Source organism: Candidimonas nitroreducens, from assembly GCF_002209565.1.
GTDB classification, from domain to species: Bacteria; Pseudomonadota; Gammaproteobacteria; order Burkholderiales; family Burkholderiaceae_B; genus Candidimonas; species Candidimonas nitroreducens.
This window is the reverse complement of the sequence record NZ_NJIH01000012.1, coordinates 66,023-90,668: the sequence shown is the minus strand read 5'-3', so window position 1 is coordinate 90,668 and position 24,646 is coordinate 66,023. Positions and strand designations below refer to the sequence as shown.

At 63.6% G+C, this 24,646-nt stretch carries 22 protein-coding genes and 1 tRNA gene; 13 read left to right on the top strand and 10 right to left on the bottom strand.

Annotated features, from left to right (window positions below; translation table 11 throughout):
- The first annotated feature begins 40 nt into the window (after nt 1–40).
- From CEY11_RS20255 to CEY11_RS20240, 4 genes are all read left to right on the top strand, one after another.
- Nucleotides 41–1,216 (top strand): PepSY-associated TM helix domain-containing protein, encoded by a 1,176-nt coding sequence (locus tag CEY11_RS20255; RefSeq protein WP_088605314.1) that lies wholly within the window; start codon nt 41–43, stop codon nt 1,214–1,216.
- 320 nt (nt 1,217–1,536) lie between these two features.
- Nucleotides 1,537–2,049, top strand: a complete 513-nt coding sequence (locus tag CEY11_RS20250; protein ID WP_088605233.1) for a sigma-70 family RNA polymerase sigma factor — start codon at nt 1,537–1,539, stop codon at nt 2,047–2,049.
- A gap of 2 nt (nt 2,050–2,051) precedes the next feature.
- Entirely contained in the window at nt 2,052–3,053 is a 1,002-nt protein-coding gene (locus tag CEY11_RS20245; RefSeq protein WP_088605232.1) for a FecR domain-containing protein, read from the top strand.
- A 98-nt stretch (nt 3,054–3,151) separates the two neighbouring features.
- The gene (locus CEY11_RS20240; RefSeq protein WP_088605231.1) at nt 3,152–5,563 is read left to right on the top strand and encodes a TonB-dependent receptor; all 2,412 of its coding nucleotides are present in this window, start codon (nt 3,152–3,154) and stop codon (nt 5,561–5,563) included.
- 120 nt (nt 5,564–5,683) lie between these two features.
- Here CEY11_RS20240 and CEY11_RS20235 read toward each other — a convergent pair whose 3' ends face one another.
- Complete coding sequence (locus tag CEY11_RS20235) at nt 5,684–5,896, bottom strand: hypothetical protein (RefSeq protein ID WP_088605230.1); 213 nt, start codon at nt 5,894–5,896, stop codon at nt 5,684–5,686.
- A 293-nt stretch (nt 5,897–6,189) separates the two neighbouring features.
- Nucleotides 6,190–6,265 (bottom strand) — tRNA-Lys (locus CEY11_RS20230).
- A gap of 244 nt (nt 6,266–6,509) precedes the next feature.
- Here CEY11_RS20230 and CEY11_RS20225 point away from each other — a divergent pair.
- Complete coding sequence (locus tag CEY11_RS20225) at nt 6,510–6,890, top strand: I78 family peptidase inhibitor (protein WP_088605229.1); 381 nt, start codon at nt 6,510–6,512, stop codon at nt 6,888–6,890.
- A gap of 95 nt (nt 6,891–6,985) precedes the next feature.
- Here the strand turns inward: CEY11_RS20225 and CEY11_RS20220 are convergent, their stop codons facing one another.
- Nucleotides 6,986–7,876: a LysR family transcriptional regulator gene (locus CEY11_RS20220; protein WP_088605228.1), complete on the bottom strand. Its 891-nt coding sequence runs from the start codon at nt 7,874–7,876 to the stop codon at nt 6,986–6,988.
- Nucleotides 7,877–8,224: 348 nt separating this feature from the next.
- On the opposite strand from CEY11_RS20220, the gene CEY11_RS20215 reads away from it, so the two are divergent.
- The 7 genes from CEY11_RS20215 (at nt 8,225) to CEY11_RS20185 (ending at nt 16,111) form a co-directional block, all read left to right on the top strand.
- Complete coding sequence (locus CEY11_RS20215; RefSeq protein WP_088605227.1) at nt 8,225–9,139, top strand: ferritin family protein; 915 nt, start codon at nt 8,225–8,227, stop codon at nt 9,137–9,139.
- A gap of 124 nt (nt 9,140–9,263) precedes the next feature.
- Complete coding sequence (locus CEY11_RS20210) at nt 9,264–10,247, top strand: Bug family tripartite tricarboxylate transporter substrate binding protein (RefSeq protein WP_233155001.1); 984 nt, start codon at nt 9,264–9,266, stop codon at nt 10,245–10,247.
- A 202-nt stretch (nt 10,248–10,449) separates the two neighbouring features.
- Nucleotides 10,450–11,985: a gamma-glutamyltransferase family protein gene (locus CEY11_RS20205; protein ID WP_408608155.1), complete on the top strand. Its 1,536-nt coding sequence runs from the start codon at nt 10,450–10,452 to the stop codon at nt 11,983–11,985.
- A gap of 387 nt (nt 11,986–12,372) precedes the next feature.
- A complete protein-coding gene (locus tag CEY11_RS20200) occupies nt 12,373–13,083 on the top strand; it encodes a GntR family transcriptional regulator (RefSeq protein ID WP_088605225.1) in 711 nt (236 codons plus the stop codon).
- Between the two features lie 30 nt (nt 13,084–13,113).
- Entirely contained in the window at nt 13,114–14,160 is a 1,047-nt protein-coding gene (locus tag CEY11_RS20195) for a Bug family tripartite tricarboxylate transporter substrate binding protein (protein ID WP_233155000.1), read from the top strand.
- Nucleotides 14,161–14,192: 32 nt separating this feature from the next.
- Nucleotides 14,193–15,254: an isocitrate/isopropylmalate dehydrogenase family protein gene (locus CEY11_RS20190; RefSeq protein WP_088605224.1), complete on the top strand. Its 1,062-nt coding sequence runs from the start codon at nt 14,193–14,195 to the stop codon at nt 15,252–15,254.
- The gene (locus CEY11_RS20185; RefSeq protein ID WP_233154999.1) at nt 15,251–16,111 is read left to right on the top strand and encodes an amidohydrolase family protein; all 861 of its coding nucleotides are present in this window, start codon (nt 15,251–15,253) and stop codon (nt 16,109–16,111) included. Before CEY11_RS20190 ends, CEY11_RS20185 begins: the two co-directional genes overlap by 4 nt.
- A gap of 130 nt (nt 16,112–16,241) precedes the next feature.
- Here the strand turns inward: CEY11_RS20185 and CEY11_RS20180 are convergent, their stop codons facing one another.
- From CEY11_RS20180 to CEY11_RS20150, 7 genes are all read right to left on the bottom strand, one after another.
- Nucleotides 16,242–16,991, bottom strand: a complete 750-nt coding sequence (locus tag CEY11_RS20180) for a TetR/AcrR family transcriptional regulator (protein WP_233154998.1) — start codon at nt 16,989–16,991, stop codon at nt 16,242–16,244.
- On the bottom strand, nt 16,984–17,709 hold the full coding sequence (locus CEY11_RS20175) for a 2-phosphosulfolactate phosphatase (RefSeq protein WP_088605222.1): 726 nt from the start codon (nt 17,707–17,709) through the stop codon (nt 16,984–16,986). Before CEY11_RS20175 ends, CEY11_RS20180 begins: the two co-directional genes overlap by 8 nt.
- A gap of 133 nt (nt 17,710–17,842) precedes the next feature.
- Complete coding sequence (locus tag CEY11_RS20170; protein WP_088605221.1) at nt 17,843–19,465, bottom strand: long-chain-fatty-acid--CoA ligase; 1,623 nt, start codon at nt 19,463–19,465, stop codon at nt 17,843–17,845.
- Between the two features lie 116 nt (nt 19,466–19,581).
- Complete coding sequence (locus tag CEY11_RS20165) at nt 19,582–20,046, bottom strand: DUF6285 domain-containing protein (protein WP_088605220.1); 465 nt, start codon at nt 20,044–20,046, stop codon at nt 19,582–19,584.
- Nucleotides 20,021–21,070, bottom strand: coding sequence for a phosphotransferase family protein (locus CEY11_RS20160; RefSeq protein WP_088605219.1), 1,050 nt, complete (start codon nt 21,068–21,070; stop codon nt 20,021–20,023). Before CEY11_RS20160 ends, CEY11_RS20165 begins: the two co-directional genes overlap by 26 nt.
- 4 nt (nt 21,071–21,074) lie before the next feature.
- Nucleotides 21,075–22,274, bottom strand: a complete 1,200-nt coding sequence (locus tag CEY11_RS20155) for an acyl-CoA dehydrogenase family protein (protein WP_088605218.1) — start codon at nt 22,272–22,274, stop codon at nt 21,075–21,077.
- A 45-nt stretch (nt 22,275–22,319) separates the two neighbouring features.
- Nucleotides 22,320–23,087: an SDR family NAD(P)-dependent oxidoreductase gene (locus CEY11_RS20150; protein ID WP_088605217.1), complete on the bottom strand. Its 768-nt coding sequence runs from the start codon at nt 23,085–23,087 to the stop codon at nt 22,320–22,322.
- A gap of 404 nt (nt 23,088–23,491) precedes the next feature.
- Between CEY11_RS20150 and CEY11_RS20145 the strand changes: the two genes are divergently transcribed.
- Nucleotides 23,492–24,514: an ATP-grasp domain-containing protein gene (locus tag CEY11_RS20145; RefSeq protein WP_088605216.1), complete on the top strand. Its 1,023-nt coding sequence runs from the start codon at nt 23,492–23,494 to the stop codon at nt 24,512–24,514.
- Nucleotides 24,515–24,646 lie beyond the last annotated feature (132 nt).

Sequence of the window (24,646 nt, the reverse complement as noted above, 5' to 3'; positions counted from 1 at the left end):
GTACTATGGCTCCACTCTGTTTTCTATCGGCAATCCCTGTATGTCCGCCCTGATCGCAACACGGCGCTTGTATTTCGTCCATAAATGGTCAAGCCTGATTTGCACGGTATTCCTACTGTTTCTTTGCATCACGGGGTTGCCGCTGATCTTCAAAGATCAGATCGCGGCGCTGACCAACACCGATCCGCCTTTTGCGCAAGTCGACGCGGGCACGCCGCGTGTCAGCCTGGACAAGCTTGCTGATGACGCCCACGCCCGTTATCCGGGGCAGGTCATTACGTCGTTCCTGATCGACGACGACGAACCGCAAGTCATCGTCTACATGACGCCGTCGTGGAAGACTTTTCTCGGGCCTGGGTCGAAAAACCATTCGCTCAAATTCGATGCCCACAGCGGCGCGTTGCTGAACGACTCGACCGTGCCCGCCAACCCGGGCTCCGCTTTCATGAAGCTGGTGCGCGATCTGCATACCGATATCTTCCTGGACTTGCCCGGTGCATTGTTCCTGGCCGTTATGGGGCTGCTATTCGTGGCAGCCATTGTCTCGGGTGTCCTGCTCTATGGGCCGTTCATGAAGAAGCTGGATTTCGGCACGGTGCGTGCCGGTCGCTCTAAGCGCATCAAATGGCTGGATCTGCACAATCTGCTGGGCATTGTGCTGGCTGTCTGGACTCTAGTGGTCGGGGCGACCGGAGTAATGAACGAGTTGTCGACGCCGCTATTCAAATACTGGAACCGTACTGAAGTGCAGGCCATGCTTGCCCCGTACAAAGGCCATCCCGTGCCGGTGCGCAAGGACTGGGTCTCGCCCGAGCAAGTATTCAATACGACGGTGCAAGCGCTGCCGGGGCATACAGTCATGCTTCTGTTTCCCCCCGGTAATCCTTTCGGCAGCCCCTATCATTATCTGGCCTGGGCCAAAGGCGATACGCCGCTGACTTCGCGTCTGTTCACACCCGTGTTGATCGATGCTCTAACTGGCCAGATCACGGACAAGGTCAAGATGCCGCCCTACCTGCGGCTGTTGGAAGTATCGCGCCCGCTGCATTTCGGCGACTATGGCGGCATGCCGCTGAAGATCCTGTGGGTATTGCTCGACCTCTCCACCATCGTCGTGCTCGTCAGTGGTCTGTACCTGTGGCTGAAGCGCCGCAGCGTGCGCGAGCGGCGCTTGGCTGTTCCGTCGCTGCAGCCAAGTAGCGTAAACCAGGGGTGAAGCGATACCCCCGCGCCTGTCTCGCCTGCATCCGGTCTTGCGCTTCTTACTGGAGCCACATCTCCTCTTTTGATGCGGGCTGATCCGAGGCCTTGTCCGCGCTTGGGAATCCATCGGCGATTGCCTGAGCGGGGTGCGGACTCCGTGCGAATGTGGAGTACCTAAATCTGCTTGCCTATGAGCCGCCCTTGCGGGCGTGCCATATAGTTGCTAGAATAATAATGATAACTATTACTATTATCTGATAACTATTTCAAGCTGCCGCGGTTCAGGCCACACGGCCATATTGCGCTCCGTGGCCTTCCTATGCATACAGGCTTATGGCGACTCGGCATCCTGACGTCCATTCATCCGTCGCCCAGCTGTACAGGGATCACGGCGGTTGGCTGGTCGGCTGGCTGCATCGGCGTTTGGGCGATGGCCACGATGCCGCAGATCTCAGCCAGGACGTCTTCACCCGACTGCTTGCCCGGCCTAGGCCCCTGCCGCTGAACCAGCCGCGTGCGTATCTCAGCAGTATTGCGCGCGGCTTGGTCATCGACCATTGGCGGCGCCGCGACCTGCATCGCGCCTGGGTCGAAGCGTTGTCGCACCTGCCGCGCGAGTATGCTCCTTCCGCTGAGGCGCGCGTCGCGTTGTTTGAAACCATGGCGCTGATCGATCGAGCCCTGGATACTTTGAAGCCGGCGGTTCGTGCCGCTTTTTTGCTGGTGCAGTTAGAGGGGCTGACCTGTGCTCAGGCGGCGCAGCAGCTCGATATCTCTTTGTCTACGGTGGAGAGGCATGTGGCAAAGGCCTTGCGACATTGCTACGCCGTGTGGTTCGAATCCTGATCATGGCATCCCCGGCTCCGCCCCAGGCTATCGTCAATGCGGCCATCGATTGGGCCGTTAAGCTGCAGCTCGGAACTCCGAGCGCCGAAACGCGCGCCGCGTTCGACGTCTGGCTTGCCGATAATGCCTTGCATGCCGTGGCTTGGGATCGAGTACAGGCCATGTTCGGCGCCATGTCTGGCATGCGCGGCGGCGTGGCGGTGGATGTCCTGCGCAAGCTCGATGACGAGCGGTCGCAACGGCGCGACCGGCGCCGCAGTGCGTTGCGCAGGATCGCGGCTCTGGGCGTAATTTCGCCGCTCGCATTCTGGATCGCATACGAGTACAGCCCGTGGCAGCGTGTTCTCGCCGATCACAGCACGCGCCTGGGCGAACTGCGCAGCGTACGCCTCGCTGACGGGACTGTAGTCGACCTGAATTCGGACACGGCCATTTCCTTCAGCCAGTCCAATGGCCGGCGCCTCCTGACGCTGTGGCGTGGCGAGATCTACGTCCGAACCGGCCACGAGACGGGCGCAGCGCTGGGGCCTTTTTTCGTACGTATACCCTATGGGCTCGCCCAGGCGCTGGGCACACGCTTCACCGTCAGGATAGAGCAGGCTTCAAGCAGCCTGTTCGTGGACGAGGGTGCGATCCGCCTGTTGCCGGCCAATGGTCGTTCCCTGGTATTGAGCGCGGGGCAGAGCGGCTGGCTTTCCGACGCCGGGGCGGGCCGCTCGCCGCGGCCGCCCATCGACCCGATGGGCTGGATGGACGGCGTCATCAGCAGCCGCAGCGTCCGCCTCGCCGACTTGTTGGCCGAGGTGGCGCGCTACCGCAGTGGCCGCATCGTCTGTGATTCGCGCATCGCCGACCGCCGGGTATCGGGTACGTTCCATGTCGGCGATACCGACGGTGTATTGCGCTTCCTGGCCCGCACTCAGTCGCTACAAATCACTTATTACACTCCGTTGTGGGTTCATGTGGGCCCCCGCGCTGACGGAAGGGGCGGGGTGCGACAGTGAAGTTACAAATAAATTGAAAAATTCGTGAGGGGTTTTGAGCTTTCGTTCGGCCTAGGGTGAAGTTCCTTATACATTCAACCTTACTTCCTAGAGCCTTTATGCGCATCCCTCTACGTCGAGTTTCGTCTCCGTCCGCACGGCGGGTTTCCAACTTTGCAGTCTGCGCCAGCCTGTTGCTTGGCGGCGCCGGCTTGTTGCACTCGGCTGTTGCTGCCGCACAGTCACGGGCGGCCGAGGTCGTACACTTTGCAATACCGGCAGGCTCATTAGCTTCCGCGCTAGATTCGTATGCACGCGCTTCCCACGTCAACATTTCCTATGATGCAGCGCTGGTCGCGCATGCCCGCACGGGGGGCCTGAACGGCGCATACAGCGTTGCTAGTGGGCTCGCTCGCTTGTTGGCGGGAACGGGCCTGGCTGCGGATCGGCAACCGGAGGGCGGCTACGTGCTGCGTGCCGCGCCTGAGGGGGCGGTCACTCAATTGTCCACCGTGACCGTAAAGGCGTCCCCCGTTGTGGACGCAGTCATTCCCTATGCCGGCGGCCAGGTCAATATCGGTGCAGCACTGGGCCTGCTGGGTGGCAAGGACATCATGGATTCGCCCTTCAACGTCACCAGCTACTCTAGCCAGCTGATCACCGACCAGCAGGCGCGCACGGTAGGTGCCGTGGTGGAAAACGACCCATCCATACGCGTGTCGAGCCCTCCGGGCGGCATGTTTCAGGACTTCACCGTTCGTGGCTTTTATCAGGACTCACTCGCGGTCAATGGCCTGTATGGACTGTGGTTCGGCGAATCGATTCCAACCGCGATCGCTGATCGCGTGGACGTTGTGAAGGGGCCCACGGCATTGATCGCCGGTATGTCGCCCAGCGGTGCGGTCGGTGGTCTGATCGATGTCCATACCAAGCGGGCTACGGATGATCCTCTGACCCGGTTGGCCGTAGATTACACATCTGACAGACAGGTAGGCACGCATGTTGACCTTGGCAGGCGCTTTGGCGACGAGCAGCAATTTGGTGTCCGTTTAAACGGGGTATACCGTGATGGCGACACCGCCATAGACCACAACAGCAACCGGTTGGCGCTGGGTGCGCTGGGGCTGGACTATCGCGGAACCAGGCTGCGCGCCTCGCTGGACGTGACCACGCAGAGCTCTGCTGTCGACGGCTACCCGCGCTACATAGGCTTCGCTGGAACCTCCGTACCCGATGCCCCACGGAACTCGGTCAACCCCTTTGCCGGCTCGGCCTACCGCAGCAATACCACCATGGCGTTGGGGCGCGTTGAATACGATGTCGCCGACCATTGGACGGCTTATGTAACGGGTGGAGTATCCAGCAACCGCGCGACCATGGCCGGCATCAATGCCATCGGCGGGGTCGACCCGTATGGCAACTTCACTGCGACCGCGCTGAATGGGCGCCTTTCGAAGGACGGGGAATCCGGCGAGGCCGGCCTGAGCGGCAGCTTCCGAACCGGCGCGGTGTCGCACAAGCTGTCTTTGGCGGTCGATGGGGTTCGCACCAAGATAGGCTCGAATTACCTCAACGGCGAGACGATGAAATCCAATATCTACGATCCCGTGGATTTCGATTTTGCCAATAATCTGCCTGGCGAAGCCCGTCTTACCACCCGTACGACTTTACGTGGGATCGCCCTGGCCGACACGCTGGGCATCATGGATGATCGCATACAGCTTACGGTGGGCGGGCGCCGGCAGTGGGTGAAAACCGAAAACTTCAACGCGGCCGGGGCGCGCACGGCCGAATATGACGACAGCGCCCTGACCCCTATGGTTGGCCTGGTGGTCAAGCCCTGGAAGAGTGTTTCTCTGTATGCCAACTACATCGAAGGGCTGACGCCGGGAACAACGGTATCGGACATTACCGCTGCGAATTATGGCTCGACTTTCGCGCCTTACAAGTCCAAGCAGTACGAGGCAGGCGTCAAATGGGATCTGGGGCACGTTACAAACACTCTGAGCGTGTTCCAGATCGACAAGCCCAGCTTGATCAAGGATCCGGTTACCACCGTATACAGCGCCGACGGCAAACAGCGCAACCGGGGCGTCGAGTGGAACATCTTCGGTGAGATCAGGCCCGGTCTGCGTATTCTGGGCGGGGCATCGTATACACAAGCCGTTATACGCAAGAGCGCTGGCAATACATACAACGGCAACCAAGCGTTCGGTGTGCCGAAGTGGCTGGCCAATGCCGGTGTGGAGTGGGATTTACCGTGGATGCATGGCATGTCGGTCAACGCACGGGCCATTTACACCGGCAGCATGGAGATTAATACCGCGAATACGCAGAATATTCCCAGCTGGGTCCGCTATGATGCCGGCCTGCGTTATGCCACGCACATCGCCGGCAAGCCGGTAACCCTGCGCTTCGATGTGCAAAACTTGTTCAACAAAAGTTATTGGATAGGCGAGACATATCTTAGTGGCTTCGTCATCAAGAGTTATCCACGTACCTTCCTGCTGTCGGCCTCCATTGATTTTTGATTGGTGCCAGCAGTTCCGGCGGTTGTTTCTTGTCGTGGTACGCGCCAATTCACCATTGGCGCGCGTTGTGCAACGGTATTGAATAAGGTGGCCGGCTATTCGGACAATCGCCCTGATCCGCTAGTCGTCCCATACCGCGCTTGCCGGAAGGACGCTGATCGCTGCGTGGCAGCTTTTAGACGCACAAGCGATGACGGCCATCGGCTTGTCCGCATTCACCACGGCGTCGTCAAGCAGCGCAATAAACCCTTCATGGCCGCATTTCGGGCATACGGGGCGGATCCCCGCCGCGCAGAACTTGTCAAAAAAACTGCGCCCGGATTCTTTTTTCATCGGCGATATCTCCCTTCCGGCCGATCTTACCTTGATTAGCAGAGTTTGATGGATGCCGCTTTCCCGATTGTGGGCAGGGCTCCGCATGCGGGGTTTGGCCCAGTGCAGCTGGGCCGGTGTGATTAACCGAGTGTAGTGCATGCCCTGATTCCCCGAAAGTGGGGAAGAGCGTCTAATTATGGGGTAGAGCCCGATAACAGGGTAGAGCCAATACCCGTCTCATTGGAAATGGAGTAGAACCCGGAAAAGCAAAACGCCAACCCCGAAGGGTTGGCGTAAGTGCTTGGTATTTCTGGTGGGCTGTGAGCGGCTCGAACGCTCGACCTACGGATTAAGAGTCCGCTGCTCTACCAACTGAGCTAACAGCCCGAAAGCCTGTTCAGCGCCCTCTGTGGCAGGGGGCCGGCTGCGGCAAGACGTGAATTATATATTAAATTTCGAGAACGTTCTGGCGGCCGCTGGCCGCGTTGCGGAGATCCCGCTTCGACAGCGGCATGCCCGGGCCTTCAACCCGCCGCAGGGTGCGTGCAGGCGCCTGCGAGACCTTTCCCGCCTCTATCAACTATCATATACAGGTAGAGATTAGACACGTGCCTATCAGTAAGGAGTCCACATGATCAGGAAGCTGTTTTGTGTCGCGGTATTGAGTATGCAGGCGGCCTGCGCTTCTACCGGGCTGCATGCCCCCGGGGCTGCCTCGTCCTCCGATGCAGCACTGACTTCCAGTTCGGAGGGCGGTGCGGACATGGGCATGGGCGGGTCGGGAATCGCTGGCATGGGCAGCCAGGCTGGTGTTTGCAACGACGATGCGGTGCAATCCCTGGTCGGCAGCAAGTTCTCGCAGTCGCTGGCCGAACAGGCGCAAAAACGTTCCGGCAGTTCGGCGCTGCAGGTTGTGAAGCCGGGGCAGGTCATGACTATGGGCTACAACCCGGGGCGCCTGGACATCATCATCGACGAGCACGGTACGCTCAGCTCGATACACTGCGGCTGAGGGCATCCACGGGGCATCCACGGGGCATCCACGGGCTCTATACCCCTACGGGCAGATAGCTTCGGGCCGCTTGGCACGCCTATCCTGGTTCCCGTCTACGGATCCTGCCTCGCTATTTCCACAAAAGCCTCGATCATGGCGTTGCGCCGGTTGCTTTGCGACACCAGGGCCAGGTCGTAGTGCAGCAGCTTGCGTGCGTTGGCAATTTCCACGAAGCTGACGTTGTCCAGATGCATGGCTTTCATCGCGCCGGGCACGACCGCCACGCCCAGTCCGCTTGCCACGAGCGTGAGTATCGTCAGCATTTGCGAAGCTTCCTGCACGATGCGAGGTGTAAAGCCCGCCGCGTGGCAGGCCGCCAGCACGGCGCCGGCAAAGCCTCTGCCTTCGGTAAAAGGGAAGGAAATGAAGGCCTCCCGCGACAGGGTGGCCAGCGCGACGCTCTTGCGGCCGGCAAGGCGGTGCTTGCCGGGAACCGCCAGCACCATGGTTGCGGTGCGCAGCACCGAGATATCCAGGCCTGAAGTATCCGCCAGGGGCGGCACGATGATTGCGGCGTCCACCGATTGGGCGTGCAGCGCATCGATTTCCTTGCGGGTGGTGTCGGCGGTGAGTACCAGGCGCAGGCTGGGATAGGCCGCCTGGAAGCGCTGCAGTACCCCGGGCAGGAAGTCCAGTGCGGCGCTGGGCACGAAGGACAGGCGCAATACGCCGGTCAGGCCGCGCGCTACGCCTTGGGCCGCTTCGATGGCGAAGTGCGCCTGTGCGATGGTGCGCCGCGCCTCTTCGAGGAAAATTTCCCCTGCGGGCGTCAGGCGCACATAGTGCTTGGTGCGATCCAGCAGCTTTGCACCCACGCTTTGTTCGAGGCGGCGTATGGCGGTGCTCAGGGGTGGCTGGGACATGTGCAGGCGCTGCGCGGCGCGGCCGAAGTTCAGTTCAGTGGCCACCATGACGAATTGCTGCAATTGTCTGATGTCGACCATGGCTCGGATCTCCTTGCCGGTGTGCGGCTGTCTGGAAATGGCGCTGGTGCGCACAGAGCCTGCCGCCTCGGGACAAGAACATAAGGGCCGAGGCACGGGCTGGGCGCGCAGGCACGCCCTCAAGACAGACGCCTTCGAACAGACTGGGCCCGGGTGTGGCGGACAGGCTCTCTTTAATATATTAATGATATTACGAAGTCGTATGAATAGTATTGGAAATATTGCCTGGCTGTTCCTATACTGAATTCGCAGTTCCGCAGTTCCGCAGTTCCGCAGTTCCGCAGTTCCGCAGTTCCGCAGTTCCGCAGTTCTGCGGCGATGCCGACGGCAATTCGACAGGAGACAACCATGCAGCCATCTTTGCTGGAGGAATTGACTCCAGTACCGAATCCTTATCCGGTGGTTTCGGAACTCGAGTTTCCCGATATCTGGAAGTTGTGCGAGCAGGCGCGCGAACTGGCCTGGGATCCGCGCAGCATCGACCATACCGACATTGAACAGGCCGACATTCCCGCCGAGGTGCGCGCCGCCGGCGCGGAATGGTGGAGCCTGCGGGCGTGGATGGAGCATGGCGCCATACCCTATGGCGCCGAGCGGCTGCGTGACGCGATCTTCGGCCACCAGCCCTTCGAGGTGAAGCAGCACGTCGTGAACTTCATCGCCGAAGAACTGCGCCATCACGAGGCTTCCTTTCACATCGCCCAGGCGCTGGGCGGCTACCAGCCCACGCCGCGCGCCGAATACTTCAAGTCCATCATCCCGCGCTTTCACGAAGAAGGCGCCGAGAAGTCGATGTCGTTCTTCGGCAGCCTGGCAGTCAACACGCTGTTCGAAAAGTTGTCGGGCGAGCTGCTGCAGGCGCGCTACGAGAACGCCCGCTACGCGTCGATCCAGCAGGCCTGCAAGCTCATACTGCGCGACGAGGCCCGGCACATACAGTTCGGTCGCATCATCATGCGGCACTTCTTCGAAACCCTGGGGGCCGACGAAAAGGCGCTGCTGGGCCGGCAGTTCGCCAAGAAGCTGCAGGGCTCGCTGCTCAACGGCGTGTACGCCGTCGTCAATCTTCCCGAAGACGAACGGCTGCGCGCCGGGCGCAACCGCGCGCTGGCGGCCGATTATGGCCTGGGGGCGACGCACCCGGACGAAGAAGTCGGCATCATCCGGCGCTCGCTGGAAGAGATCCGTGCCGACGTGTCCGTCTATGGCATAGAAATTCCCGAAATTCCAGAGCTCGACGGACAGGCGGCGGTCTCGGCCTGAGGCTTGCCCGTTCTTGCAACATTAACAGCAACATTAACGGGGATGGCAGTTGCGGCCACCCCCGAGGATGAAAGAGGCTTCTTTCACATTAAAACCACTTGCCGCAAAGGCGAGGAGACATACCATGATCAAGCGGCTTGCAGTGGGCCTGGGGGCCTGTATGGTGGTGCTGTGCGCGACGGTTGCGGGTAATGCGTGGGCGGCAGGGTACCCCTCGCGGCCCGTACATCTGGTGATTCCTTATCCGCCGGGCGGCTCGGCCGATATCCTGGGCCGGGTCATGGGCAAAGAGCTGGAGGCCCAGCTAGGCCAGCCCGTGGTCGTCGACAACCGGCCCGGCGCCGGCGCCATCATAGGCGCGCGCTATGTGGCCAACGCGGCGCCGGACGGCTACACGCTGCTGATGGGCACGGTCAGCTCCAACGCCATGACCCCGGCAGTCAATCCCAAGGCGGGCTACGATCCGGTCAAGAGCTTCACGCCGGTGGCGCGGCTTGCCTCGATGCCGTTCGTGTTGTTGACGCGGCCTTCGCTGCACGTCAAGAGCTTTCAGCAGTTCTTGAAGCTGGCCAAGTCCAAGCCGGGTTCGATCTCGTATGGCTCGGCCGGACTGGGTACTTCGAACCACCTGGCTGGTGTGCTGTTGAGCCAGCAGGCCGGCGTACGCCTGTCTCACATACCCTACCGCGGCAGTGCGCCCGCCATGAATGCGCTGCTGGGCGGGCAGGTGGATGCCATGTTCGACCTGGTGCCCACGTCCATCGCGCATATCCGCGCCGGGACGGTCGATGCGCTGGCCACGACCGGCGCGCGGCGCAGCCCGTTCCTGCCGAAGCTGCCCACGCTTGCCGAACTGGGCCTGAAAGATTACCAAGTAACGGCATGGTTCGGCATTTTCGGGCCGGCCGGCATGCCGGCGGACGTGACGAAACTGCTTAGCCAGAAGATCAACGCGGCCTTGCGCAAGCCCGATGTGGAAAAGCAGTTCAAGCGCCTGAGCATTACGCCCGAGCCGGAAACCGCGGCCCATTTCAGCGCCTTCGTCAAGCAAGAGGCAGTGAAGTGGCACCGCGTGGTGGATCAGGCGGGGCTGGTACTGAAGCCATGAGCACGCACCCCGCCTCGCGGCGGATGTCGTGCGGCGGCGGGAGGACGCGTCGATGAGCAAGAGCCTTGGCCGGGCGGGCGCCGGTGGCGTCGAAGAGGGCGTCGGCCCGGCGCTGCAAGCCGAAGCCGGCCTGCCGATCGAGCAGCAGGACTACGAGGCATGCCCGTATCCCGTCGAACTCAAGCCCGTAGTCGGCGAGCGCATGGTGATCGCCACGCAGCCGCTGGCGGCGCAGGCGGGGCTGCGCATGCTGGAGCGGGGCGGCAACGCGGTGGACGCGGCGATCGCGGCTGCCGCGACCATTGCCGTGGTCGAGCCGACCAATAACGGCATCGGCGGCGACGCGTATGCCATGGTCAGGCAAGGCGACGGGCTGCACGGCCTGAACGCCACGGGCCGCGCCGGCCTGCGGGCCGATGCCGCTGACATGCGTGCGCGCTACGGCGAGCGGCTGCCGCAGCGCGGCTGGGACAGCGTAACCACGCCGGGCGCCGTGTCGGCCTGGGCGGCCTTGTCGGCCCGCTATGGCTCGCTGCCGTTCGCAGAGCTGCTGGGGCCGGCCCTGCATTACGCACGCCATGGGTTCCGCGTTTCGCCAGGCGTGGCCCGCAAATGGGCGGAGCAGGCGCGAGTGCTGGGCGGGCAGGAAGAGTTTCGCCGCGTGTTTCTGCCCGAGGGCGCGGCGCCACCGGCCGGCGCCTTGTTCACGCAGCCCGAGATGGCCGAGACCCTGGAGCGGATCGCCGCCACTTCCGGCGCCGACTTCTACACTGGCTATACTGCGCGGCTGCTGGCCGATCATGCGGCGGCTAGCGGTGCCTGCCTTACGCAGGAAGACCTGGCCGCGCACCGGGCCGATTGGGTCGAGGTATTGCGCGGGCGTTATCGGGACACGATCTTGTCCGAAATGCCGCCCAATGGCCTGGGCGTAGTCGCCTTGTATGCGCTTGCCGTGCTGGATCGGCTGGACGTCGCCCGCCACCCGGTCGATTCGGCACCTAGCCTGCATCTGCAGATCGAAGCCATGAAACTGGCATTCGCCCGGCTGGCGAGCCGCCTGGGCGACCCTCGCAATATGGATGCGGACGCCGCGGCACTGATGTCGCGGGAAAATATCGAGCAGGATGCCGCGCGCATCGACCCTCGGGCCGCGCTGGATCCGGGGCAGATCCTGCCCGCCGCGTCGGGCACTGTGTATCTGGCCGCGGGCGATGCGTCAGGCATGATGGTGTCGTTCATCCAGTCCAATTATATGGGTTTCGGCTCGGGCATCGTGGTGCCGGGCACCGGCATTGCGCTGCAGAATCGCGGTGCCTGCTTTTCGCTGGATCCGGGCTCGCCCGCGCGGCTGGCGCCCGGGGCGCGGCCGCTGCACACCATATTGCCCGGGTTTCTCGAGCGTGCCGACGGATCCGTGGCGGCCTTCGGCTCGACCGGCGGCATCTTCCAGCCGCAGGGCCATGTGCAGCTGACGGTAAGGCTGGCCGCCTATGGGCAGCAGCCGCAGGCCGTGGTCGATGCGCCGCGCTTCAAGGTCGGCAATGGCCGCCGGCTGGTGCTCGAGCCTGGGTTCGCGCCGGATACGGTGCGCGCGCTGGCCGATCTGGGGCACGAGATCACGCAGCGGGAAACCAGTACCTGGGATTTCGGCGGCATGCAGATACTGCTGCGACGCAATGATGGCTGCTATGTCGGCGCGCGCGACGCACGCCGCGACAGCCATGTGGCCGTCGGCTGAACCGCCGCGGCGCGGCACCGCGCCGCATTCCGCGTCCGGCCGCATCGCCGTCGACTGGCATCCCGTGCCGATGGATCCGCAAGTCTCTGCCCGGATTTCCTTGTCTCCATAGAAAGTCGTTACGGCTTTCGGGGCGTTTCGTTGCCGGGGCCTGTCCCCGGAATTTTCCGGCACCGGGATATCTTGTCCTTGTTTAATATATTTATGTATGCAAAAATATATTAAACGTTGTGGACGAGCATGCATGGAGCTGCCAGGCTGGGCCGTGCAAGGTACCGGCCATTCCGGCGGCCGGCATGCAACAGGATTGCTTCCGGCGCCCGGGCCGGCCGCGGGGCGCTTGTCCGCAGTGTCAATTGCGTGAAACTTTCCTGCACTCTGCCAAGCATGCCCGTATCCAAGCACAACACGCAGTTCTTTGCCGCATACAACGACATCAAGCAGAAGATTCTCAGCGGCTTTTTTTCCCATGACGACAGGCTGCGCGAGATCGAAGTCGCCAACCTGCTGGGCATGGGGCGCACGCCTGTCCGCGAGGCGCTCAAGCGGCTCGAAGATGAGCGCCTGCTGACGCACGAGCCGCGCCGTGGCCTGGTTGTCACCCGCATCGACCAGCAGGGTGTCACCGAGTTGTATGCCATGCGCGAGATACTGGAAGCCGCGGCGGCGGAATTCGCCGCGCGCCATGCCACGGATGCCGAAATCGACAATATGGAATCCATATTGGCGGAAGAGTCGCGCTGCGGCGACGACCCGGTGGCCTTGAATCTCGCGTTTCACGATGCCATCTATGGCGCCGCCCATAATCAGCACTTGATACGGTCCCTGAAGGCGGTAACTGAAACCACGTACTTGCTTGGTCGCAGCACGCTGCAGAATCCACAGCGTTCCGATGTCGCGCTCGGCGAACACCGTGCCATCGTTGCCGCCATCCGCGCGCGCGATCCGCGGGCCGCGGCAGAGGCGGCCAGGCATCACATCCGTCAGGCGTTCCTCGAGCGGCTGAAGATTCTCAGAGAGCGGGTGAGTGCACCTGACCCGCATCCCTCACCGAAGACGGGTGCGGCGCGGCGCGCGCGAACCGTCCGCGGCACGTAATCAAGGTGCGCCATGAAACCAGGAGCAAGCATGAAATCCAGCGTTACGATGAATCGCAAGGCCGATGCGGAAGGGAGCGGGGCCGGCGCCGTCCATGTCGGCCGCCGACATTTTCTGACTACCGGCTGCGCTGCCGTGCTGCTGGCGGCGGGCCAGCGCAGCGCCTTGGCCGCGCAGGCATATCCGGCCCACTCCGTCAATGTGATCGTGCCTTATGCGCCCGGCGGCCAGGGCGATCTCTTTGCCCGTGTGCTGTCCGACCCATTGGGCAAACTGCTCAAGCAGACCGTCATCGTCGAGAACCGTCCTGGCGCCACTGGCATGCTGGGCACCCGCTACATTGTGCGGGAGAAGCCCGATGGCTTGAACCTGCTGCTGGGTCAGACGGGCGAGATCGCCATCATTCCCTTGGCCAACAAGAAAGCCGGTTACGATCCGCTCAAGGATCTCGCGCCGATCGCGCTGGTGGGCGACTCGCCGCTGGTGATGATTACGTCGGCGAAGTCGCCCTTCAAAAGCGTCCAGGAGCTGATTGCGCTGGCGGCCGGCAAGCCCAAGCAGGTCGCCTATGCCTCGTCGGGAACGGCGACTCCCGGCCATCTGGCGGCTGCCGCCCTGGCCTTGGGAACCCACTGCGACATGATCCATGTGCCGTACAAGGGAGCCGGCCAGGCGATGACGGACGTCATCAGCGGCCAGGTCGGTTTTTTCTTTTCCAGCGCGTCGGCGGCGATGGGGCACATCAAGTCGGGCTCCGTCAAGGCGCTGGCCGTCGCTTCGACGCGGCGCATGCCCGCGCTGCCCGATGTGCCGACCATCGACGAGACCGTGCTCAAAGGCTTCAGCTACAGCTTGTGGGGCGGCTACTTCGCGCCCGCGGCCACGCCGGCGCCGATCATCGGGCAGCTCAATCGCGACATCAATGAACTGCTGGCCACGCTTGCGATCCGTACGCGCTTCGAAGCCGACGGCGCCGTCGTGAAAGCCAACACTCCCGAGCAATTCACCGAGTTCGTGCGGGCCGAAGCCCTCAAGTATCGCGACCTGCTCAAAACGACGGGCATCACCATAGGCTGATTGCCGCAACCCTTCACGACAAGGTATTTTTGATGAAGATAATAGTTCTGCCCGGCGACGGCATCGGCGCCGAAATTACCGCGGCCACCCTCGAAGTGCTGGAGGCCGCGTCCGGCCGCTACGGGCTGGATCTGCAGCTCGAGCGCGAGGCCGCCGGACACGACAGCCTCAAGCTGCACGGTGCCACCGTCACCGAGGCCTTGCTGGACAAGGTGAAGGCGGCCGACGGCCTGGTGCTCGGCCCCATGGCCACGTATGACTTCAAGGATGAATCCAAGGGCGAAATCAACCCGTCGAAATATTTCCGCAAGGAACTCGATCTATACGCGAACATCCGGCCGGCGCGCACCTATAAAGGCATGCCGGCGCGCTTGGGAGAATTCGATCTCGTCGTGGTGCGCGAGAACACCGAAGGCTTTTATGCCGACCGCAATATTGAGTCCGGCTCCAGCGAAATGCTGATCACGCCGGACGTGGCGATATCTCTGCGGCGCATCACGCGGCAGTGCTGCGAGCGCATCGCCCGTTCGGCCTTCGAGTTGGCCGTGACGCGCAAGCGTCATGTGACCATCGTGCACAAGGCCAACGTGCTGAAGATTGCCGATGGCATGTTCATCGACATCTGTCAACAGGTCGCAAAAGAATTTCCCGATGTGCAGGTGGACGACTTCATCGTCGATGCGATGATGGCGCATGTAGTGCGCGCGCCGCAGCGTTTCGATGTAATTGTCACGACCAATATGTTCGGCGACATTCTGTCGGATCTGACGGCTGAGCTGTCCGGCAGCCTGGGCCTGGGCGGCTCGCTGAACGCGGGCTCGCGCTACGCGATGGCCCAGGCCGCGCATGGCTCGGCCCCCGATATCGCGGGCCAGGACATCGCCAACCCGTTTTCCCTGGTGCTGTCGGCGGCGATGCTGCTGGGCTGGCACGGCCAGCGCCATGGCGATTCGCGCTTCCTGGATGCCGGCAAGGCCATATCCGAGGGCGTGGCCCAGGCCATCGAAGCCGGGGAAGCCACGCGCGACGTTTGCGGCCGCCTCGGAACCCGGGACACAGGGCTTGCGCTGGCGCGTCGCGTGGCCGGCAAATGAGCAGCGCCGCAGCGTTGCCGCGAGGCGCCTGCGATTGCCATGTGCATGTCGTCGGTGCGGCCGGCCGCTATCCCATGGATCCGGATCGCCCCTACACGCCCGCGCCCGCCGGCGTCCAGGATCTGCGCGCGCACCTGGCGCGCTTGTCGCTGGAGCGGGCGGTCATCGTCCAGCCCAGCGTCTATGGCACGGACAACCGCTGCCTGCTCGATGCGCTGCGGGAGATGGACGGTGCGGCGCGCGGGATTGCCGTCGTCGCGGACGATGCCGATGACCGGACGCTGGAACGGCTGGCGGCGGCAGGGGTGGCGGGCGTGCGCCTGAACCTGGAGAGCACGGGCCGCGGGGATCCGGATGCCGTGCGCGGCAGCCTCGCCAAATGGTCGCCGCGTCTTGCGGGACTGGACTGGCATGTGCAGATCTACGCCTCGTTCCAGACCATGGCGGCCGCGCTCGACGGCCTCGATGCATTGCGGGTGCCTCTGGTGCTGGATCATTTCGCGATGGTGCCGGCGGGTACGCCGGCCGGCGATGCCGGGCTTGCGCGCCTGTTGGCATGGCTGCGGGACGGGCGCTTGTACGTCAAGCTGTCGGGCGCCTATCGGCTGCCCGGGGCGGCAGGGCACGCCGCGCGCGAATTGGCCGGCATGTTTATCGCAGCCAACCCGGATCGCATCCTGTGGGCGAGCGATTGGCCGCATACCAACCGCGACCCGGGGAAAGAGCGTACCCAGGTCAGCGCCTATCGCCGCGTCGATCCCGCCGGCCTGTTCGCCGAGATACACGACTGGTTGCCCGGCGAAGCGCTGCTGCGCAAGGTGCTGGTGGATAATCCGGCCGCGCTTTATCGATTCTGATCAAGCGGGGAGACCCACGCGGCGTCGACAGGCATGCTGTCGCACGCGCACTGCCGTGTGTGGGGGCATTCTTGTGAAGCGTGGGTGCGATGAAGGGCGGGGGCGGGCGGCGGCCGCTGGTTCCGTCGGCTCAGCTTTGCGGCAGCAGGCAGCTTTCCAGCATGTCGCGCACGAACGCGGCGTATTGGCTGACGTGCACGCCCTGGTTGCGGTACTTGCGCCGTTTCAGGTACCAGTCCTGCATCAAGGCCTTGGTGGCGGAGGACAAGAGGCGCGCGTTGGCGGGCCTGAAGGCGCCGCAGGCGATGCCTTGTTCGATGATGCCGCAGATGATGTCCTCGATCTCGAGCTCGGCGGCGACGGCCTCTTGCTTTTCTTTGCGGGGCAGGCTCTTGGCCTCCATGAATGAGAAGCTGAACCAGGCCAGCATCAGCTCGCTCAGGTAGATATGGGACTTGATCGCCGCATAGAGCTTTTCCCGCGGGGATGCTATGCCGGCGGTATGGGCCAGCAGCGTGCGCCGCGTGAGTATGAAGCCGTGGCTCTGGATCAGGTGGATCAGGTCGTCCTTGTTCTTGATGTAGGCGTACAGGCCGCCCACGCTCATGCCTGAATCGGCGCATAGATCGCGCAGCGACATGGCATGAAAGCCTTTGGAATTGGCCAGCCGCAGCGTGGATTCTATGATGCGCGCCAGGTTCTTGACGGCCACGTGCTCTTTCTTGATGCGCACCAGGTCTTTGTTCTGCTGGTACAGCTCGCGGTAGATCTCTTGCCGGGACAGGCTCAGTTCGAGCTTGAACGCGTCGAACTCGGAGGGGGCGGCGGGGCTGGTGCTGTGACTGGCCCGCCCGGCCAAAGGTGCGAGAGATTCAGGCACGGACGACCCTGCCGTCTACCAGCTCGGCGACGAAGGGGCAGGTGTCGATGCCGGCGCTGTGCTGGATATCGGGCAGCATGGACTTGGCCGCCATGCGCCGGCCGATGCGCGACGCGGCCAGGGTCTCGACGGCCTCGTTTTGCTCGAACAGGCGCAGGGCGGCAATGGCCGCGTCGGTCAGGGCCACGTGCTCGGCACCGGCATATTCACGCAGCAGGTGCACGAAACAGCCGGCGCCGTAGTGGTCTTCCAGCGAGTACATGCCGCGCGAGCCCGAGCACAGCAGCAGTATGGTCTGATCGTGGGAGTTCTGCGCCACGTGGCGCGCCACGGCACTGGCGTTGAGCAGGCAGCCCGCGTACACGCGCTGGCAGGCACTGGCCGCGCGCAGGGCGACCGTGCCGTTGGTGGTGGAATAGATGAGGTCGCGGCCTTCCAGGTCGAGATCCAGCATGGCCAGCGGGTTGTAGGGCTGGAAGCCGGATAGCGTTTCGGCGCCGTACTCGCCGGCCAGCACGTAGCGTCCGTCGCGGCTGGCGGTGGCCAGTTCGAGGGCCTGGGCCTGGTCGGCGGCGGGGATCACGGCGCGTGCGCCGCGCTGCAGCGCGGTGATGATGGTGCTGGTGGCGAAGATGATGTCCAGCACCACGGCGATCTTGCCGGGTGCCTTGGCGGCGTCGAAGTCTTCCTTGCGGGCAATGACGTGGATTTTCTGCATGTATGAAGTCAGGGGATTCGGAGGCTGAATGAGTTCGGAAACTAAATAAATAAGTATGCGTGGCGGTATGTGTACGCCAGCCTGCGCCGCGGCCGCAGCGTGGGGGCCGCGGCTGCCGCGAGGCCCGTGGATTTCAACCCGTCTTAAGCTGGTCGCGCAGTATATTTTTGCGTATTTTGCCGGTGGATGTCTTGGGAAGTTCGCCGAACACCACCTTCTTGGGTATCTTGAACGAGGCCATGCCGGCCCTGCAGAAGTCGATGATGTCCTGTTCGCTGACTGGGCCGGCGTTGGGCTTGAGGCAGACGAACGCGCAGGGCACTTCGCCCCAGTGCGTATCGGCGAGCGCCACGACGGCGGCCTCGTAGACCCCGGGGTGGCGGTACAGCACTTCCTCGACTTCCTGGCTCGAGATGTTTTCGCCGCCCGAGATGATGATGTCTTTGGCGCGGTCTTTGATTTCCACATAGCCGTCCGGGTGCATCACCGCCAGATCGCCGCTATGGAACCAGCCGTCGCGGAAGGCTTCGTCGGTGCTTTTCTCGTTTTTCAGATAGCCTTTCATCAGCGTGTTGCCGCGCAGCGCCAGTTCGCCCAGCGTGCTGCCGTCGGCCGGCACGAACGAATTGCCGTCTGTGGCCAGCACCTGCATCTCGTCGATGGCGAAGCTGGCCACACCCTGGCGAGCCATCTTGCGTGCGAGCTCGTCGGGGTCGAGGCCGCGCCAGTCGTCCTGGATCACGCACAGTGCCGCCGGCCCGTAGGTTTCTGTCAGACCGTAAAGATGGGTGATGTCGAAGCCCGTTTTCTGTGCGCGCCGCACCACGGGACTGGGTGGCGCGGCGCCGCCCAGGGCGAACTGCACCGCGCGCTCGAGCTCGATGCTGCGGGCCTCGAAGTCGTTGAGCAGCATGTTCAGCACGACGGGCGCCCCGCACATGTGGGTGACGCCGCAGCTGCGGATGCGTTCCAGCACGGCGTCGGGCTGAACCTTGCGCAGGCACACGTGCGTGCCGCCGATGGCGGTGATCGCCCAGGTGTAGCCCCAGCCGTTGCAATGGAACATGGGCAGCGTCCACAGGTACACGGTATCGGGGTTCATGTTGAAGGCCATGGCATTGCTCATGGCCGCCAGGTAGGCGCCGCGGTGGTGGTACACGACCCCCTTGGGATTGCCAGTGGTGCCCGAAGTGTAGTTCAGGCTGATGGCGTCCCATTCATCGTCGACTTTTTTCCATTCGTAGCCCGGGTCGCCGGCGGCTATCATGTCTTCGTAGGACAGAGCGGCAAAGCCCTCGCGCGCGGACGCGGCGTGTTCGATGCAGGCCAGCAGGGGCGGGGAGTCCATGGCCGCCACGACCTCGGCCACCAGCGGCTCGAATTCGGTATCGTAGAACAGCAGCCGCGCCTCGCCGTGCTGCAGTATGAAGCGCAAGGTGGCCGCGTCCAGGCGCGTGTTCAGGGCATTGAGCACCGCGCCCGTCATGGGCACCGAGTAATGGCTTTCCAGCAGCTCGTGGCTGTTGTGGCACAGGATGGAAACCGTGTCGCCCGCGCCGATGCCGATTTCTTCCAGCGTGCAGGCCATGCGGCGGCAGCGTTCATAGAACTGCCGGTAGCTCAGGCTGGTGTCGTCGTCGACCACGGCGGTTTTGTCGGGAAAGATCCAGGCCGAGCGCTTCAGGAAGCTGGTGGGCGTCAGGGCGGAATAATTGGCGGGCCGCTTGCCGAGCCCGAGCTGGAATTGATTCGCCATTTCTATGCCTGCCTTTATGTATGTCTCTGTATGTCTCGTATGTACGTATGTGCTGCCTGCGTATGTACGGTTGCGCCTTGCCGGGCGGCTTGCGGCGCCGCCTGGTGCACTTACGTTTATCGTTGGGAAAGATACTTCGGGTTGCTGACGGCCAGTTTGGCACGGGTCAGCTGTAGCAGCAAGGCCCGCAACTGCGGCTCGAGCCCCGGCGCGATGGCGCGGCCGCGGATGCGTGCGGCAAGCAGGGCCTGCGCCCGATCCGCATGGCCGCGGGCGGCGGCCGCAGCGCTTGCATCCAGAGTGTCCGGTGTGTCCGGTGTATCTGGTGTGTCCAGCGTGTCCAGCGTGACCGGTGTATCTGGCGCAGCGGCCGCCGCGTTATTCAGGAATTCGGCGATCAGCCGCGTGCAGTCTCTTTCAGTGTCTGCACCACATTCCAGTTCGCGCGCGGCGATGGCCATGGCCTTGGCGATCATGCGCGCCGTGTAGCCTTGTTCGGGCGGCAGCGCCGGCAGGATTTCCTCCAGCAGGCTGCGTCTGGCCGTATCCAGCAGTTCAGGGCCGTGGGGCAGATCGAGCATCGTCGTTCTCCATGTCGCAGACCTGCCGCAGCAGGTCGAATTCGATTTCCGGCAGCATGCGTCCAGTCAGCGCCAGTTCGAGTGAACGCTGTTCCCCCGACAGGTGGCGCTGCGCCTGCTGCATGGCGATGATCGCCCAGCGCACCATGGCCATGATTTCCCAGTACAGCACCTTGTCCGGATCCACTGCCGTGCCGGAATGCTCGGTGTAGCCGGCGTATAGATCCTGTTTGTCGCCCAGGCCGCCGACTTCTTTTTCAGGCACGCCGAAGCGCCAACTGCGCGAGCACAGCCACCCCAGGTCTTCGTACGGGTCGCTCCAGGCGGCGAATTCCCAGTCGAGCACGGCAGTAAGCCGGCCGTCCCGCACCATGTAATTGCCGGTGCGGAAGTCGCAGTGGCACAGCGCCAGGCTGGAACTGGCCGGGACGTGGTCTTCGAGCCAGTTCAGGGCCCATTCGAGCACCGGATGGGAGTCGGGGATGCGCGCCAGCGCCTCGCGATAGGTGCGCAGCCGCTGGCGGGCGGGGGAATCGCCCGGCACGGGCAGGAAGTCGAGATCGGCGTGCGGCGGCCGTATCGTGTGCAGGCGCGCCAGTTCCGTGCCCAGGCGGCGGGTCAGGGCGCGCGCCTGTTGCGGGTCGATGGCGCCGCGCAGCAGCCGCGCCGGCGAAGCCGAGCCTGGCATGCGGTTCATGACGCTGAAGACTTGGCCGCTTACGGAGGTGTCGGTGCATAGCCAGAGCGGCCGCGGTACGGTGACTCCGGCCTCGAAGGCGGCGGCAAGCACATGGAATTCCTGGGCGCGATCCAGGCTGGACTCTATGCGCGAGGGGGCGTCGCTGCGCACCACGACTTCCAGCCGCCCCGGATTGCTGCCGCCTTCCAGCGACAGGGTCAGGGCATGGTTGTCTTGTATGGCGCCGCCCGACAGGCGCTGGAATTCCAGCACGCTGGCGCGCCGCGCGCCGGTGCGCTGCCTGATGAATTCCGCCAGGGCGGCTTCGGCTGCGGGTTCGGACATGCTTTCAGCTACCCCAATGCCAGAAGTCATTGCCTTCGGCCAGCAGATTGCGCGACAACACCATTTTGTGCACCTCGGAAGCACCGTCGACCAGGCGAGCCTGGCGTGCGTAGCGGTAGATCCATTCCAGGCGCGTGTCCTTGGAATAGCCGCGTGCCCCACACAATTGGATGGCGGTGTCGACCGCCTTGTGCAGGGTCTCGGAAACCGTGACCTTGGCCATGGACACTTCTTTGCGCGCGTAATTGCCTTGGTCGAGCTGCCAGGCGGCGTGCATGGTCAGCAGGCGCCCGACCTGTATGCCCATGGCCGCCTCGCCCAAGAGCCATTGCACGCCTTCGCGCTCGGCCAGGCGCTGCCCGAACGACTCGCGCCGCGACACGTATTCGCCGGCGATTTCCAGCGAGCGCTTGGCCAGGCCGAGCCAGCGCATGCAATGGGTGAGCCGCGCAGGCCCCAGCCGGATCTGGGTCAGCTTCAGGCCGTCGCCCACTTCCATCAGGCGGTTCTCGTCGGGGATGCGCAGGCCGTCGAAGCGCAATTCGCAGTGGCCGCCGTGCTCTTCGGGGCCCATGATAGGGATGCGGCGCACGATCTCCCAGCCCGGGTCGTCGCGATGGAACATGAAGGCGCTGAGCCCCTTGCGGCTGTCGTCCGAAGTGCGGGCGATGAGTATGAAGTGCGCGGCGATGCCCGCGCCGGTAATGAAGTGCTTGGTTCCGTTGACCACCCATTCCTTGCCCTGGCGTTCGGCGCGGGTCAGCATCATGGAGGGGTCGGAGCCCGAGCCCGGAGCCGGCTCGGTCATGGCGAACGAGGAGCGCACCTTGCCGTCGACGATGGGCTGCAGCCAGCGTTCTTTCTGGGCCGCGCTGGCGACCTTTTCCAGAACCATCATATTGCCGTCGTCGGGCGCAGCGGAATTGAAGACCACCGGCCCGAAAATGGAGCGGTTCATTTCTTCGTAGCATGCGGCCATTTCGCTGATGCGCAGGCCCTGGCCGCCGCGCTCGCGCGGCATCTGCAGGCACCATAGACCCTGGGCGCGGGCCTTTGCGCGCAATGATTGCAGCAGCGGCTCGGCGATGTTTTCGTGCTCGTCGTAGGAGCCGGGGTCGCTTTCCAGCCCGATCAGCTCGGCCTCGACGAATTCGCGGATGCGGCGGCGGTACGATTCGCCCTGGCTAGATAGTGTGAAATCCATATTTCCGTGTTCCCTGCGTAATGGTTGGTGGCGTTGCGGTGTGGGTCAGAGCGTGGACTGCAGATGGCCGCCGTCGACGACGATGGAGCTGCCCGTCATGTAGGCCGAAGCGTCGGAAGCCAGCAGCAGCAGCGCGCCGTCCAGGTCGGATGCGTGGCCCAGGCGGCGCTGCGGGATGCGGCGGATCATGGCGGCACCGGCGTCAGAGGCGAAGAAGTCGCGGTTCAGGTCGGTTTCCACATAGCCCGGCGAGAGCGCATTGACGCGGATGCCGTGGCGCGCCCATTCCAGTGCCAGGGCGCGGGTCATTTGTTCCAGCCCCGCCTTCGATACCGTATAGGGCAGCACGTTGCCGGCAACCCGGTGGCCCAATATGGACGAGACGTTGATGATGGAGCCGGGCCGCCCCGCGGCCACCAGCCGGCGCGCCGCTTCGCTGGCCACCTGCCAGCAGCCCTTCAGATTGACGTCGAGCACTTGATCCCATTCGGACGGGGCGAGAGCCAGGGCGTTCTTGGTGACGGTGGTGCCGGCGTTGCAGACGGCCACGTCGACCACGCCGCACAGGGCCTCGGCCTGTTCGAAGCCCGCCCGCACGGATTCAGCATCGGTAACGTCCAGGCTCAGCGGCTGGGCGCTTAAGCCCGACTCGCGCAGTTCGGCGGCCAGCCGCTGCAGCGGTTCGATGCGCCGGCCCGCCAGCACTACGGCGGCACCGGCACGGGCCAGCGTGCGGCAGAAGTGGGCGCCGAGCCCGCCGGCGGCGCCGGTGACCAGGGCGGTCTTGCCCGCCAGGCTGAACAAATCTGGCATGTCTCGTCCTTTCTCTTTCTTGCCGCTATCGTGCGTGGCCTATTTCCTCGCCAAATTTTAGAGCGATCGTTCGATATTATCAATGCCGTGCTGAAAATGACAGGAATGGGCTCGGAATAGTGCGGAACCGGCACGGACAATGTGAAGCGCGCCGTCCGAGCGGGGCGGCGCTGGCGTGGTGTGGCCGGCTCGCCACGCCGGAACCCGGTCGTCCGGCAAGAGGCGAGGGCGGCCCGGCTATATACCGTCAAACGCCTCTGTGTCACTGCCTATAGAACGATTCTTGATAAGAATATGCATATTGATTCGTTCCCAGCTTGAGATTGCACCGTTAAGCTCGAAGGCAATGAGGGAACCGTAGGGCGGTTGTGCCCGCAGGGATCCTTCATCCGGAGCTAGCCGCCATGTCGAAAATCCATGTCATCCACGAAAACGGCACCTGGGTCGAACCCCTGCGCGAGGCATTTGCCGAATTCGATCTTCCTTATGAAGAATGGTTTCTGCACGAAGGACGGCTGGATCTCGACCAGGAGCCGCCGCAGGGCGTGTTCTACAACCGCATGAGCGCGTCGTCGCATACGCGCGGCCACCGCTATGCGCCGGAATACACCGCGGGCGTGCTGGCCTGGCTGGAAGCGCATGGGCGGCGCGTCATCAACAACGGACGGGCGCTGCAGCTGGAAGTCAGCAAGATCGCGCAATACACCGCCTTGTCGAATTTCGGCGTCCGCACCCCGCGCACCATTGCCGCCATAGGCGCCGACCATATCGTCGCGGCCGCGCACAAGCTGTCCGGCTCCGTCGGCTCTTTCATCACCAAGCACAATCGCGCCGGCAAGGGCCTGGGCGTACGCCTGTTCCATGACGTGCAAGCGCTGGAAGACTATGTGCGCGGCGACGAATTCGAAGATTCCGTGGACGGCATCACGCTGGTACAGGAATATATACGCGCACCCGAGCCATTCATCACCCGGGTCGAATTCGTGGGCGGCGATTTCCTGTATGCGGTGCGGGTCGACACCTCGCTGGGCTTCGAGCTGTGCCCCGCCGATGTGTGCCAGGTGGGCGACCAGTTCTGCCCCGTAGGCGAAACGCCGGCGGCTTCTGCCGCCCCGGCCGCCGCCACGCAGGCGGGCGGTGCGCCGAGCTTCGCCGCGCCGCGCTTTCGCATCATCGAGGGCTTCCGGCATCCCATCATAGATTCCTACAGCCGCTTCCTGCGCGCCAACGGCATAGGCATTGCGGGCATCGAATTCATTACCGACGAACGCGGCGAGCTCTATACCTACGATGTGAACACCAACACCAACTACAACAGCGCCGCCGAAGATGCGGCCGGTGTTTCCGGCATGCGCGCCATCGCTTTGTATCTGGGCGGCGAATTGCGCAAGACCATCCAACGTCCTGTGTTGTCGGCCATCGGCTAAGACCGTTCGCGCCGCGGCCGGTGGGCGGCGGCATATAAACGGCCGGTAGGGTCGCCGCAATGCGGCGCCCTACCGGCCGTTTTGCGTTCGAGAGCCGCGCGGCGGGACGGCCGAATCGCGGCGCGTTGCGGG